Below are 14,982 nucleotides of genomic sequence, written 5' to 3' on the forward strand. Positions count from 1 at the left end.
GCGTACTAGCCCTCCTTGTATAATGTTGGATCAACAAAATCTTTATAGTCAGGTGTGTTAAATAATTTATGTTCTTTGACTAAATGAGTGATTTTATTATAGCCTTCTTTTTCAATTGTTAAATCTCCATAAGAAGTCCAATCTGCTGATTGTTTTAAAACTTTTTTATCTTGTTTAAAATGTTTACTCATGACTTCTACGCTTTGCTTTTTATTGTTCATTTTATAACCAGCTTTTTTATAATCAGTCATAAAAGCTTGTGCTGTATGATGGTGTTGATTGATTAAATCCTCTCTGAGCACAAGTGCACAGCAATATGCATCAGGTATCACATCGCTACCATGTTTTAGCGTATGTCCTTTGCCTAGTTTTTCTCCTAAGGCACCAAAAGGTTCAGCTACTGAGTATCCTGAAATACGATTTTCACTTAAAGCTGCGGGCATTTCTGCAGGTGCCATTTCATGATAACTAAAGGTATCAGAGTCTAAATGAAGTTGTTTTCGCATTTCTTCTAATAGTAGGTAATGTGTCGAATACCGATGTGGTATCGCAAAGCTATAATCTTCGTGATTATGGAAGTCTGAAATTGTTTCGTTATTTTGTCCCATAATGACATTACCTTCGTGATGGCCTAGAGCAACTGCTTTAATATTTGAACCTTTCTCTTTAGATTTCATCGCAAGTTCGATTAAGGTAGATGCACCATCGATTTTGCCACTATTTAAAGCGTCCATCAGGTCAGGCCAATTATTAAATCTTACTAGTTCTAAGTTGTAATTCGCGTTTTTGGTTTGTTGCTGTATTTGTTGGGTCATCATCAAGTTTGCTGAATGTGTAATAGGTAAATAACCAATTTTTATAGTTTCTTTTTTATCGGATTGTTTTTGACTATTACTTTGTGTACAAGCAGAAAGTAATACTAGGAATATTAGAGAAAGGATTAATAATTTTTTCAATATGCTGCCTCCTTATAAATAATATTCCGGTTCTGCCATATAATGATTTAAGGCAAACTTTTCCATGATAGTATTACGGATATTTAATAAATGGCTATCATTGCGATTACGAGGATGTGATTGCTTAATCTTATATTGATCGATAATTTCACAACCCTCTCCAAGTAAAATAATATTGTCAGAAAGATATAATGCTTCATCTATATCATGTGTGACAAGAATAATAGTAGCGTCAGTTTGATGCTTTAATTGAATCAATTGATCTTGTAGTTTATAACGGGTAAATGCATCTAAAGCACCAAGTGGTTCATCCATTAAAATAACTTTCGGTTGATGTACTTGTGCTCTACAAAGTGCAACACGTTGTTTCATCCCACCAGATAATGATTCAGGGAATGCTGAGCCTTTATTATTTAAATCGACACTTTTTAAATGATGGTTAATTTCTTCATTACTCATACGCTTATTTAAACCAATGCGTATATTGTCATAGATATTTTTCCATGGAAAAAGATTATGATGTTGGAATATCATCAAACAATCTGGAGATGGCGTTTGTTTAATTTGACCATTGATATTAACAGAACCAGATGAGGGTGTTAAGAAACCTCCAATAATATTTAATAAAGTTGATTTGCCACATCCACTTTTCCCAATAAAAGTAATGATTTCTCCTTTATCTATATTTAGTTCGAAATCGTTAATGACAGTATTCTCTCCAAATTGATGATGAACTCGATTAATATGAATCACGGTAGACACCTCAATTATTCTTATCGTTTTAATAAGAATTGCGTTTACACTAAAGGGCTATGCAAGTACATAGCCCGTGAAGTGGTTGTTTATGAATTTACTTTTTAGAAAATCTAGTGATTAATCACTTTGTAAAAAGGCAGTAGATGACTGGATTGAATTGCGCTTATATTAAGCTTATTCAACCCTAGTCATCCTTGCCGGGGTGGGACTACGAAATCTTTATTAAAACAAATGATTTCTGTCCCTCTCCCTAAGAACTACTAATCTCAATTCTATTGAGAAATATATAAGGATTACATTAGCTAAAGCTAATGCATAAGAACTACTAATCTCAATTCTATTGAGAAATATATAAGGATTACATTAGCTAAAGCTAATGCATAAGAACTACTAATCTCAATTCTATTGAGAAAGTAGTTCTTTATATTTTTTCGATGTCATCGATTGGTGTATCTACAGCTTTACGAGCACGGCGTACAGCGTCTTCATCTGGCGCATCGTACATACAAATACATTTTGTCATGTCTTCACAAACATACGTACGTTGGAATTGTACTTCCGGTACTTCTTCGTAGTGAACTGAATTTTTCTTCTTACGTGCTAAATATTGATCCATTGTAATACCTTCTGGGATATTCCAAGTTACAAGGTAGTCAATTTTAGGATCGCCTTTTTTAACTTCATCCAGTTCTTTACCAACTAGACGCACTTCTTTAACTAAATTTATATTAATTGAAGCATCTTCTAGAAATTGTTTTGCTTCAGTATCATTATTTGCTTCTACAATAAAGTAACCATGTGTTAAGTCTTCAGTAGCTTGAACTTCAATTAAAGTAGGTACATCACCAGTTGTTAATTGAGCAGCTTTATCTTCTAATTCTTTTTTATTTGAGGCAAAAGCCAAATCGTTTGCTTCTAGTAAAAATAATGTCATAAATCTTAACCTCCAAATATTAATAGTAGGTGTATAATACAATAAATCTTATCAGATTACAAGGATATGAAAATAAGTAATTTAAATTTTCTGATAAATTATAAAAATAGTATATAGTTAGTGGTTAAATTGTAATGGGTGCAGTAAGGTAAGAAAATATACGTGTATAGATTTAAGTTTTTAAAAAATAAACCCGCACACGTCATTTAACTTTATACGTGTGCGGGTTATTAAATTATAATAGTAATGTTGCTAATATTGGAGCTACGATTACAACAATCACACCAACAATAACTAGAGAAATAGATGCCATAGATGCTTCAGTTTCACCAAATTCTTGTGCAGAAGAAACACCTAACGAATGGCCACTTGTACCAAGTGCTAAACCACGTGCAATAGGATTTGTTATATTAAATAACTTAATTAATTTAGATCCTAAAGCATATATAATCACACCATTTAAAATAACTGCTAGTGATGTCAACTCTTTGATGCCGCCGATATCTGCAGATACGGGTAATGCAATGGCAGTTGTCGCACCTTGAGGTAACATAGATGCTATGATGCCATTAGAAAATTGGAATGCTTCGGCGATAAGATAGATACAAACAAGTGCAGCAGTTGTACCTAATGTGATGCCGCCTAGGATTTGTTTCCAATATTTTTTCAAGACATCGCGACGTTTATATAAAGGTATAGCGAAACATATTGTTGCTGGTTCTAAGAAGAAATTAATGATATCGCCACCGATTTTATAATTTGCGTAATCAATACCAGTTAATTTTAAAAAGGCAATGCCGACGACCATGCTGACAAACAATGGTGTGAACAAGAAAAAACCATTTGTCTTTTTAAATAAAAAAGTTGCGATGATAAAAGGTATAAGTGATAGTAGAATACCAAAATAAGGTGTATTAATCGCTAAATGTTCAATCATAATTTATCCTCCGCCAATTTTTTTGTTTTGAATTTTTCGGAATAAAGGATTTTGTAATAAGCAACTGAGATAAAAATCCTGTACATAACAACAAGAGCAATGTTGAAATGATAATTAATAATATAATTAGGATTGGACTTGTGCTTAATATGCCTAATGAATTAATGACTGAAACACCTGCTGGTACGAATAAGAAACCAATGTTATTCGTTAATGTGGTTCCAACAGTTTCTACTTGGCCAAGTTTTACAATACCAGTACATAAAGCAATAAATAATAGGACAAGTCCTATTACTGAAGCTGGCATTGGCACCGGCATGAAACTTTCGATGATGTTTGAAATAAACATAATAATCGCTATAACAAGCGCTTGATGGAAAAAATTATATGTTTTAGAGATTTTATTGTGCGTTTTGCGTTGTTCTTTTTCTACTCCCATTTAAAATTGCCTCCCAAAATGATCTTGAGTTAATTATAAAATGAAAGCGATTACGATGGAGCGTTTTTGATGTGACTTACGACACGTTAGAGCTGAAATGCATAAATTGAAATGTGACTATCAATTAAGCCCCATCATTTGTTTGAAAGTTTTCATATAGGAGCGGCTAACCTGAAACCTTAATTGATTTGTCATGGTAAGTTGATACGTATAATTGAACCAATGTTCAATGGTTTGAATATGGGATTTATTAATTAATGTTGCACGATGGATACGCATGAAATTTTGCGTTTCAATTTTCTTTTCATAATGACTCAAAGGCTCTGAAGTTTCGAAATCGTCGAGTGTTGTATTGATTGTAGTAATACCATTGTTGACCGAAACTGCAATAATATCATCTAAGTTAATAATATGAATGCGTTCATTTACCTCAATAGGGAGCACTTTACTTGTTTTTGTTTTTTCGTTGTTTTGAGTATCCATAGAAGCTGTTGTATAACTATCACTATGATGTTCGGTAGTTTGCCCCAAAGCTTGTTCTACTTTGTGAACTGCTTGTGCAATACGTTGTTGCTCAAAAGGTTTAAGGATATAATCGATGGCATCCAATTCAAAAGCCTTTACAGCAAAAGTATCATGCGCTGTGGCAAAGATGATAAAAGGCGCATGTTTCATTTTCTTTATTTTGTTGGCAAGATCAAGACCACTTTCGTCCATTAAATTAATATCAAGAAAAATAACATCATAATCATCATAAAGTAATAGTTCTAATGTCTCAGAAACATTTTCTGCTTTATCAATTTTTTCAAAATGGTTTATTTGATTTAGCAAATAGTGAAGTTCATTACGTGCTAAGGGTTCGTCATCTACAATGATTGCTCTCAATTTTTTCCTCCTCTAAATTATGGTACGGAATCGTACAACTCACTTGTGTGCCTTGGTGATCGGAATGAATTTGAAGACTTGCTTCATAACCAAACAATCCATCTAATCTGCGATTTAAATTTTCTAACGCGCTGCCTGTACCAGATTCTGAATGGACACTGGTTTTACCAATTTTATCAAGTTTTTCATAAGGGATACCATGACCATTATCGGATACGGAAATGACTAAACCTGTTTGAGCTTTGTGTGCTTTTACGATAATTTCGTTATTGTATTTCCTATTTTTAAAAGCATGCTTAATGGCATTCTCAACAAGTATCTGTATAGCAAAAGGCGGTACAAGTGCGCCGTAACAAGTACGATCTATGTCAAACGACACATTGAAGCGGTCCGGATATCTAGCTTGTTCTAGAGATAAATAGGATTCTACTTGTTGTAATTCTTTTTCTAAAGAAATCGTGTTATTACGCGCACCTTGTAAATTAGATCTGAAAAATTGACTGAGTTGTAAAAGTAATTCACGTGCTTTTTCACTATCAATACGTATTAATGCAGAAATGGTATTAATTGCATTAAAGAAAAAATGTGGATTAACTTGTGCTTGAAGTGATTTAATTTCAGCATCACGTATTAAGGCACTTTGTGTTTCAGCTTGACCTAATTCAAGTTGACTGGAAAATATTTCAGCAAGTCCAGTTGCTAATTGTTTATCTGAATAGTTAACATCATATTTATTTGTAAAATATAATTTTAATGTCCCGACAACATCATTCTTGACGCGTAGAGGTACTACGATTGCTGCTTCTAAAGGGCATCCTGGGTGGTTACAACCGATTTCTTCACTAGAATATGCTTCTTTTAAAGTGCCAGATTGAATGGCTCGTTTAGATAAATTAGTAATAATTGCTTTTTGGGCAACATGATGGTCGCTCGCTACGCCAACATGAGTCAAAATATCTTTACGGTTGGTAATTGCTACCGCAGATACGCGCATTAAATTAAGTATAATCTCTGCTGCTTTTTTCGCTGATTGCTCATTCAAACCAGAGCGGAAATAAGGCAATGTCTGGTTAGCAAGCTGTAACACATCATGTGTTTGTATCGCACGCGTTTCTTCCTCTTGTTTAATAGTAGATAAAATAATAGATAAAAATATTGCTGTACCGATGGAATTAATCGAAATCATAGGGATAGCGATGAGTTTTACTAATGTCCACGCATGTTCAGTATTATCAGAAAATAAAAGAATACAAAGCATTTGAATTATTTCTGTTGTACCACCAATGCACGCACCTTTGACTATCGTAGGATAACGGTTAGCACGCATCGCTTTATAGCCAAAATAGCCAGAAATTAAAGCGATGAAAATAGATGAAATCAAGTAAATATATGCATCAGCACCACCAATGTAAACACGATACATACCTGAAATGACGGCAACTGCTAATGCTACAAATGGACCACCGATAAGTCCTGATACGCCAATAGTCAAAACACGTGTATTTGCTAAAGAAGCATCAGGGTCTAGATGGTTATAAACAGTTCCATTAATTATTTCATCGCCTCGGATTTGTATACCAGTGAAGTTTGAAATCATAGAGAAGCAACCAAAAATAATAATTAATTGCCATTGTGAACGTCGTTTCTCGCGCTCATTCATCATTGTTTTAAAATGGTTGATGTTCATTAGTATATAGGCAATAAGTATGATTAAGCCCACACGTTCAAGAAGTAGTATAAATAAATTTAACATAATGCACCCTTATCATAGTTTGTCTTAATATAGTATACAGAAATTTTTTAGCTATATGTTATTGCAGAAAAGTAATTATCATTTTAAGCGATAAAATTTTAGTATAATTCGATGAATTTTAAAGAGAATATTACTCTTTGAGTTTACAAATATACATTTAACGCTGTTTTTTAGCAATATCTATAGCTAAGTGTTATTTTGTTAATATTGGGTTTTTAAATATTTTGTGAAAACGAAAGAAATTATATAATAAATAATTGTCTGATGTTTTCACAAATAAATAAAGCTTAATTTCATTTTAAAAGATTCATTTTGAAATAGATATAGACTTTTTTAGAATATGTTTAATTTGAGTTTAAAAACGTGTATATCTTTTTTGAAGTGATGCAATGCTTTTTGGGGGATATAGGAGGAAAAAAGAATATGGAGTCATCACAATCATTTGAAGGAGATAATAGGCTTCTTGTAGGTATATTTTTAGGAGTTATTACATTCTGGTTATTTGCACAATCTCTTGTAAATATCGTACCAGATCTTCAGTCATCGTTTGATACAAATTATGGCACAATTAACGTGGCAGTAAGTATCACAGCATTATTGTGTGGGCTGTTTGTTGTCGGTGCTGGTGGGCTAGCTGACCGATATGGTAGAGTTAAAATGACATATATAGGATTGATTTTAAGTATTGTCGGTTCATTACTGATTATTATTCCTGGATTTATACCATTGTTAGTAGTTGGTAGAGCCATACAAGGCTTATCTGCTGCGTGTATTATGCCATCAACGTTAGCAATCATTAACGAGTATTACATAGGAAGCCGACGTCAACGCGCCCTGAGCTATTGGTCTATTGGTTCATGGGGCGGTACAGGTATTTGTTCATTATTCGGTGGCATGGTGTCTACCTTTGTAGGTTGGAGATCAATTTTTATTATCTCTATTATTGTGGCACTCGCAGCGATGTATTTAATGAAGCATGCGCCAGAAACAAAGGCGGTTCAAACAAAAGAAACGAAACGCGCCAAATTTGATACGATTGGACTTATTATTTTAATTATTGCAATGTTGAGTGTCAATTTGATTATTACACAAGCTTCAAATTATGGTTTATTTTCACCACTCATTTTGTCATTGATGTTCATTTTTATTGTTGCAGTTATTGGATTCTTATTTTATGAAACAAGAATACACAATCCGCTGATTGATTTTAGGATATTTAAAAATAAAGGTTACACGGGTGCAACAGTATCGAACTTTTTATTAAATGCCGTTGCCGGTACTTTAATTGTAGCGAATACTTATTTTCAATCAGGCCTTCATTTTACATCATTCCAATCTGGCGCAATGACGATTACTTATCTTGTGGCTGTACTTGTAATGATTAGAGTCGGAGAAAAAATACTTCAACACATTGGACCTAAACGTCCAATGTTAATCGGTGCAGGGTTAAATGCTGTTGGTATTATTTTAATTTCACTCACATTCCTACCTACACCGATGTATATCGTTATGTGTATACTTGGTTACTTAATTTATGGTATCGGATTAGGTATGTATGCAACGCCATCTACAGACACTGCTGTTACGACAGCGCCTGATGACAAAGTAGGTGTCGCTTCTGGTGTCTATAAAATGGCGTCCTCTTTAGGTAATTCGTTTGGTGTTGCGTTGTCAGGAACAATATTTACGGTTATGACAACCACTGCGAATATACATGTAGGTGCCATGTATGGTTTGTTATTTAATGCAGCATTAGCTATTATTGCATTTTTAGCTGTTCTATTACTCGTGCCTAAACATCAATTTAATAATTAAAATAGAATGCAAACTGTGATATGAATTGATCCTGGAAGCTTATCTTTCATAGAACGTCATTGTTATTAGAGCGGGACAGAGAAATCATTTCTAGAAGATTTGATTGCTGTTCCGCTCTATTTTTATTATCAAGAAAATTTAAGAATTAATAGTTAAATAAGTGTATTGAAAAATTTTAATACTAAATGCATTGATTATGAAATTCAAAACGGTTTATAATCTAGTAAGCGCTTACATATGGGGGTGATCAATTGACTAAATTATTATGGCAAACATATGAAGACAGATTGATTTTATTAAAACGTTTAGTAAATCATCAAACTGTGACGAATACGGAAGGTGAATTAACATTTCCGAGTTTTATAAAGCAATTATTATTACAGATTCCTTATTTTGAAAAAAATCAGTCACAAATTTTACTTGAGACTACAGAAGATAATAAAGAGGCCGTTGTAGCCTTTTATAAGGCGCCCACGACAACTAAAACGATTGTGTTAATTAGTCATTTCGATACAGTAGATGTAGATGATTATGGCTCATTTCGTGAAGATGCGTTTGACCCAGATAAACTAAAATATGATTTCACACAATACAGCAGTTATTTAAGTACAGATGCTATTGAAGATTTAAAAAATGACACCTACCTCTTTGGTCGGGGCGTGATGGATATGAAGGCTGGGTTAATGTTGCATTTATCATTAATCGAATTAGCAAGTATAGAAGTATGGGATATCAATTTGATATTAGTAACTGTGCCAGATGAAGAAGTAAATTCATCAGGTATGAGAAAAGCAGTGGAAACGATAGCTTCAATAAAACAAACATTTCAATTAGACATTCAACTACATTTGAATAGTGAGCCAACGTTTCAACAAGCAAGTGCAGATGAACAACATTATATCTATTCTGGCTCTATAGGTAAAATTATGCCTGGGGTATTGTGCTACGGAAAAGAAACACATGTAGGTAACCCATTAGATGGTCTGAGTTCTAATTTTATGATGAGTTATATGAATCAAGCAATTGAGTATAACCATTTATTTAAAGAAGAATTTGAAAATGAAACGACACCATTGCCTGTTTCGCTTATGACGAAAGACATTAAACAAACGTATGATGTTCAAACGCCATTTAGGACAATGGGGTTATATAACATGTTTCTATTTAAGCAAAAGCCAGCGGATTTATATAGACAATTTATAGATACGGTCATTCGTGCGACAGAGCGTTGTGAAAGTGATTGGTTAAAAATATTAGAGAACGAAGACATTGAATTTGAAACAAAAATCAACGTCCTCACCTTTGATCAGTTAAAACAATATGCGATTAAACATTATGGCGAATCACGCATCGATAAAGAAATACAACAGGTTATCAAAGAAACGCCGGGGCTTCATATGCAGAGCATTCGTGTGACAGACCGCTTAATGCAAATTTGTCGCAATATCGCACCTGCAGTTGTGACATTTTTTGCGACACCATATTATCCTGCTGTAAATGTTTCATACGATCAAAAAATTGAGGAAACCATCGCATTAGTTAAAGAGACATTTGAAGAAAAATTTCAATGTCAGAGTAAACGTATACATTATTTTAACGGTATCAGTGATAGTAGTTATTTAAATTTTGCTGGAGATATGTCTCAAATGATAACTTACGAAAAGAACACACCGAATTTTAATGCAACGTATACGATTCCATTTGAGGCGATTAAAGAAATTAGTGCGCCGACATTACTTTGTGGTCCTATTGGCAAAGATGCGCATAAAGTGAGTGAACGATTGCATAAAAAAAGTGCTTTTGAAGAATTACCATTTGTGTTAGAGAAACTCATAAAATCATATATTTAATTTCCGATTATCATCTATGGGGTGAGTGTGATGTGGGTATTACGATATATTAAGATTATATACAAATGAGGAACCATATAATTAAATTAGAGAGGTAATGCTATGATAGAGGCGTATAAAGATTATTGGAAAAGATATATAGATTTTAAAGGTAAATCGAATCGTTTAGAATTTTGGACGCCAGTATTGGTACATATTATCAGTATTTTTATCATTGCGTTGATTGGTGCGTTTAGTTTTATTGTCGGTATATTCATTGTAGCAGCAGTATTGTCAGCTTTAATAGGGTTGTTTGGATTAGCTAACATTGTCCCGATGGCTGCAGTGACCTTGCGAAGATTTTATGATGCTGGTCGAAAACGGACAACAGCGATCATATTAATTATTCTATCTGTGGTAGTTAATATTGTCTTTGATATTATCCAAGTTGACAGTATAGCAGTCTTCTTAAACATTGTTTCAATAATTTGTACTATTATATTAGTGATAGAAACACTACTACCTTCGAAAAATGTAGAAGATGCACAATTAAAATGGTTATAAAATATAAAGCATGGAGATGGAAATCATTATGATGAAATGTGATTCCTATCTCCATGTTTTTTTTATTAATAAAAATTTGTGAAAAGCACGTTTTTTCATTTAAAAAATCTGAAAATTCATTGTTTTTAGACAGAAGAAAACTATAATATAACTGAAGGAGGGATTTTATGGAATGGCTAAAATTAATAGGTATTATAATTATCATTTTAGGGTTTTTACTTAAAATAGATACCATTGCAGTTATTTTAATTGCAGCTGTCGTGACAGGACTTGTTTCAGGTTTAGATTTATATGCCATATTAGATACATTAGGAAAAGCGTTTGTAGATAATCGTTTAGTTACATTATTTATATTGACGTTGCCGATGGTCGGACTTATTGAAAGATTTGGATTGAAGAAACAAGCCTCTAATATGATTGGCAAGGTTAAGCAAGTGACGAGTGGTCGATTACTGACGATTTATTTAATTATTAGGGAACTTGCTGGAGTAGCATCAATTCGTATAGGTGGTCATCCACAGTTCGTACGTCCATTGATAAATCCGATGGTATAGGGCGCACTAAGGACGCGTTATAATTTAAATGAAAAAGAAATTGATGCCAAAGATATTGAGAAAATAAAAGCTCAGACATCGGCAATGGAAAACTATGGTAATTTCTTTGGTCAAAATTTATTTGTTGGTGCAGCTGGTATATTATTGATGGTTGGTACTTTTCAATCCTTAGGTATTAAAGTGGACGCAGTTCAACTTGTATTAGCGTCTGTACCGATATCCATTATCGTATTTTTAATTGTATGGATAAATAATATACGGTTTGATAAATATTTATATAAGAAATATGGTACAAAGCGGGTGAATAAGGATGAGTGAAAGTATTTTAAATCATATTTTAGAAATTTTTTACATATTAATAGGTCTCCAATTACTTTATACTGCGTTTCGAATACTTAAATCTTCTAAGCATCATAAAAAGTATGGTACGGCATTATTTTGGATTTTATTAGCAATTACATTTATCGCTGGACCTTATATACCTAATGTCTTTAATGGCATATTCATATTAATGATGGGCGGATTGACTTTATTTAAACAAGTTACCATTAAAAATATTGTTCATGTTACAGAAAAAGAAGGAGATATGGGTGCACAAAAATATGGTAATAAATTATTTATACCGGCACTTATATTAGCGATTGCTGCTATTGCTGTCTCAAACTGGACGCCATTGGGTGGCGCAATTGGTTTGGGCATTTCCTCTATATTGGGACTAATTGCAGCATATATGGTGATTAAACCTAAAGTGAAATATATTTTCTATGATAGCGATCGATTAACACAACAAATTGGCACGGTGGGCATACTACCACAATTTCTTGCAGCTTTAGGTGTGCTGTTTACGGTTAGTGGTGTGGGAGATGTGATATCTAAAGGCATTTCGACAATACTACCAGAAGGTAATCATTTAATTGGTGCAACAGCCTATGTCTTAGGCATGGTGTTATTTACCATGCTTATGGGGAACGCATTTGCAGCATTTACTGTGATAACTGCAAGTATTGGTATACCATTTGTTATTGCACAAGGTGGTGATCCAGTTATTGCAGGCGCATTAGCAATGACAGGAGGATTTTGTGGCACATTATTAACGCCAATGGCAGCTAATTTTAATACGTTACCCGTAGCTTTGCTAGAAATGAAAGAAGAGTTTGGTGTGATTAAAGCGCAAGCACCCATTGCAATAATAATGATTATAGTACATATCGCTTTAATGTATGTATGGGCGTTTTAGAAAAAATAAGGTTAAGAAGGGAACATTTATATGAGAATTTTAATAACTGGTTTCGATCCATTTGGTGGAGAACGCGTTAACCCAGCATTAGAAGCTGTGAAATTATTACCTGATGAAATTGGCGCACATAAGATAGATAAGTTAGAAATACCTACTGTTTTTCACAAAAGTAAAGATGTCATTCTATCTCAAATGAAGCGTTATGAATATGATATCGTTTTGGCTATAGGACAAGCTGGTGGGAGATATGAATTAACACCTGAGCGTGTTGGGATTAATGTGGATGATGCACGCATTGCCGATAATGAAGGTAATCAACCGATTGATGAAGTGATACAAGTTGATGGAAATGCAGCATATTTTTCTAATTTGCCAGTCAAACGAATAACAGAAGCGATTAAAGCACAGGGTATTCCATCAAGGTTATCTAATACTGCTGGCACTTTTGTTTGTAATCATATTTTATATCAGCTAGGTTATTTACAAGCAACAGCGTTTCCAAAAATAAAATTTGGCTTTATTCATGTACCATTTGTTCCTGAACAAGTTACTGATAAACCAGAAAAACCGTCTATGTCATTAGAAACGATTCGAATTGGTTTATATGCTGCTTTAGAAGCAATTGTTGAATCAGGAGAAGATATAAAAGTCGCTTTAGGTGAAACACACTAAATAAAATAAACAAATAATGAGACCGAGACATGTATAGATGCCCCGGTCTCATTATTTGTTTATTGGAAAAGTAGATCAAGCAATGATTTTGCGCCGCTTTTTTAATGATCATGTTCTGTACGTGTATAATCCATGCGGACTTCATTATAGGTTTTACCAAAGTATGTTGGCTTTTTATGCTCAGTTGCTTTAAAGCCTATTTGTTCATAGAAATGAATGGCATTTGTGTTTTCTTCAACTACCCATAGCGTCACATTATCAGGATAGGATAATTCTAATGCACGTTGCGTTAAAGCGTAACCAATCATATGACGCTGATAAGCTTCTAATAGATATAATGCATAAATTTCGCTCCAGTCATCTGATTCTGAAATGGATTCTGTTTTACCATAAGTGATAAAACCTACGATTTCATTTTTAACAATTGCTACTAACGTAGGTAAGTTATGCAAGGAGGACTTCTTAATAAATTGTGCTTTATCAAGATTTTCTAGATAGTCATTTACAGATATATGGTTATAAGTGCTCAACCAACTTTCGTAATGGACATTTGCTTTGCTATGTCGATCTTCTTCAGTTAAAGCTCTGATTGTAAATTCCATAGAATGCCTCCCTTACATACTAAATTGATATTATTATAGCATCATTATTTTTGAAAAAGAAATTTTTCAATTCAAAATTGTATGTAATTAGAAATGGGAGATACATTGTATTAAAGTATAAACGATTTTATGATTTCGTTTCTTCTTTTAATTCATCTTGAAGTAATGAAGCTTCATTGCGTACAATTTTGCCATAATATGCATGTGCAAAATGCATTTGTATGATTAAGAATAAACCACCTACTGTCCAATAAAGTCCTAAAGCGGAAGCAGATTGTAACGAAATATAAGTGATAAATATGGGAGATAGTATCATTAAAACATAGTGCGTTTTTCGCTGATCTTTTGGGTAGTGAATGGCATTTACTAAAGTTTGGAAAAAATAAACCACTGCTGCAATTAAAGAAATCCATAGATTTGGCTCAGTTAAATTAAACCAAAGAAAATGTGGATGGCTGTCAATGCCTCCATCACTCGGGAATTTTAAAGTGATAATTAAACCATATAAGATAGGCAACTGAATTAATATAGGTAAACAACCAATCATATTTTTTAAAGGGTTAATATCATATTGTTTATATGTATCCATCAAAAGTTTATTTGCTTCTAGTTTTTCTTCTTGAGTTTTAGCAAGCTTTACATTTTCTTTCAATGTATCAATTTGAGGCTGTACCACTTCAGTTTTTTCACGCATCATGTGCATATTTTAACTTGCAATACCATAAAGGGGAGTAAGAGCACACGTATTAGTAAAACAATGGTAATGATTGCTAAACCATAATTTTCTCCATACAAATGGCCTAAGGCATGTAATAACTTATCGATGGGTTGTACGAATATCATATTGAAAATGCCTTGATCATGATTATGAGTTTGTTGTGACTTATTGCATGCAGTTAGGAAAAGGGGAATCGATAATAAGAATAGCCACTTTATACGCATCATTCATCCCTCCAAATTAGTGTTGATATAAATATAACTTTAACACAATTGAATGAGATTTTTAAGTATTTTTAAAGTAGTAAAAATCGGAAGCATTATATTTATCC

At 33.2% G+C, this 14,982-nt stretch carries 13 protein-coding genes and 2 pseudogenes; 6 read left to right on the plus strand and 9 right to left on the minus strand.

Annotated features, from left to right (window positions below; genetic code table 11):
* Positions 1-5: 5 nt before the first annotated feature.
* The 7 genes from SSP_RS02235 to SSP_RS02265 form a co-directional block, all read right to left on the minus strand.
* On the minus strand, positions 6-956 hold the full coding sequence (locus SSP_RS02235; protein WP_011302420.1) for an ABC transporter substrate-binding protein: 951 nt from the start codon (positions 954-956) through the stop codon (positions 6-8).
* 12 nt (positions 957-968) lie between these two features.
* Positions 969-1,709, minus strand: coding sequence for an ABC transporter ATP-binding protein (locus SSP_RS02240; RefSeq protein ID WP_002482417.1), 741 nt, complete (start codon positions 1,707-1,709; stop codon positions 969-971).
* Positions 1,710-2,133: 424 nt separating this feature from the next.
* On the minus strand, positions 2,134-2,646 hold the full coding sequence (locus tag SSP_RS02245) for a DUF4242 domain-containing protein (RefSeq protein WP_002482418.1): 513 nt from the start codon (positions 2,644-2,646) through the stop codon (positions 2,134-2,136).
* A gap of 235 nt (positions 2,647-2,881) precedes the next feature.
* Complete coding sequence (gene lrgB / locus SSP_RS02250) at positions 2,882-3,583, minus strand: antiholin-like protein LrgB (protein ID WP_002482419.1); 702 nt, start codon at positions 3,581-3,583, stop codon at positions 2,882-2,884.
* Positions 3,576-4,022, minus strand: a complete 447-nt coding sequence (gene lrgA, locus SSP_RS02255) for an antiholin-like murein hydrolase modulator LrgA (protein WP_011302421.1) — start codon at positions 4,020-4,022, stop codon at positions 3,576-3,578. The genes lrgB and lrgA overlap by 8 nt, the downstream gene beginning before the upstream one ends.
* A 120-nt stretch (positions 4,023-4,142) precedes the next feature.
* Positions 4,143-4,907 carry a response regulator transcription factor LytR gene (locus SSP_RS02260; RefSeq protein WP_011302422.1) on the minus strand — a complete coding sequence of 255 codons (765 nt, stop codon included), beginning with the start codon at positions 4,905-4,907 and terminating at the stop codon, positions 4,143-4,145.
* Complete coding sequence (locus SSP_RS02265; protein WP_011302423.1) at positions 4,885-6,660, minus strand: sensor histidine kinase; 1,776 nt, start codon at positions 6,658-6,660, stop codon at positions 4,885-4,887. The genes SSP_RS02260 and SSP_RS02265 overlap by 23 nt, the downstream gene beginning before the upstream one ends.
* 423 nt (positions 6,661-7,083) lie before the next feature.
* Here SSP_RS02265 and SSP_RS02270 point away from each other — a divergent pair, with 423 nt between their 5' ends.
* The 6 genes and pseudogenes from SSP_RS02270 (at position 7,084) to pcp (ending at position 13,331) form a co-directional block, all read left to right on the plus strand.
* Complete coding sequence (locus SSP_RS02270) at positions 7,084-8,475, plus strand: MFS transporter (RefSeq protein WP_011302424.1); 1,392 nt, start codon at positions 7,084-7,086, stop codon at positions 8,473-8,475.
* 251 nt (positions 8,476-8,726) lie between these two features.
* Positions 8,727-10,325 carry a M20/M25/M40 family metallo-hydrolase gene (locus SSP_RS02275; RefSeq protein WP_011302425.1) on the plus strand — a complete coding sequence of 533 codons (1,599 nt, stop codon included), beginning with the start codon at positions 8,727-8,729 and terminating at the stop codon, positions 10,323-10,325.
* Positions 10,326-10,427: 102 nt separating this feature from the next.
* Positions 10,428-10,868, plus strand: a complete 441-nt coding sequence (locus tag SSP_RS02285; RefSeq protein ID WP_011302426.1) for a DUF805 domain-containing protein — start codon at positions 10,428-10,430, stop codon at positions 10,866-10,868.
* Positions 10,869-11,035: 167 nt separating this feature from the next.
* Positions 11,036-11,740: pseudogene (locus SSP_RS02290) on the plus strand (DUF969 domain-containing protein).
* Positions 11,733-12,659 (plus strand): DUF979 domain-containing protein, encoded by a 927-nt coding sequence (locus SSP_RS02295; protein WP_011302429.1) that lies wholly within the window; start codon positions 11,733-11,735, stop codon positions 12,657-12,659. The pseudogene SSP_RS02290 and the gene SSP_RS02295 overlap by 8 nt, the downstream one beginning before the upstream one ends.
* 30 nt (positions 12,660-12,689) lie before the next feature.
* Positions 12,690-13,331 (plus strand): pyroglutamyl-peptidase I, encoded by a 642-nt coding sequence (gene pcp / locus SSP_RS02300; RefSeq protein WP_002482427.1) that lies wholly within the window; start codon positions 12,690-12,692, stop codon positions 13,329-13,331.
* Between the two features lie 101 nt (positions 13,332-13,432).
* On the opposite strand, the gene SSP_RS02305 is transcribed toward pcp, so the two are convergent.
* Together SSP_RS02305 and yidC are read right to left on the minus strand one after the other, a co-directional pair.
* A complete protein-coding gene (locus SSP_RS02305; RefSeq protein WP_011302430.1) occupies positions 13,433-13,933 on the minus strand; it encodes a GNAT family N-acetyltransferase in 501 nt (166 codons plus the stop codon).
* 127 nt (positions 13,934-14,060) lie between these two features.
* A pseudogene (yidC, locus tag SSP_RS02310) lies at positions 14,061-14,875 on the minus strand (membrane protein insertase YidC).
* Between the last annotated feature and the right edge of the window lie 107 nt (positions 14,876-14,982).

It is taken from the genome of Staphylococcus saprophyticus subsp. saprophyticus ATCC 15305 = NCTC 7292 (assembly GCF_000010125.1).
Taxonomy (GTDB): Bacteria; Bacillota; Bacilli; order Staphylococcales; family Staphylococcaceae; genus Staphylococcus; species Staphylococcus saprophyticus.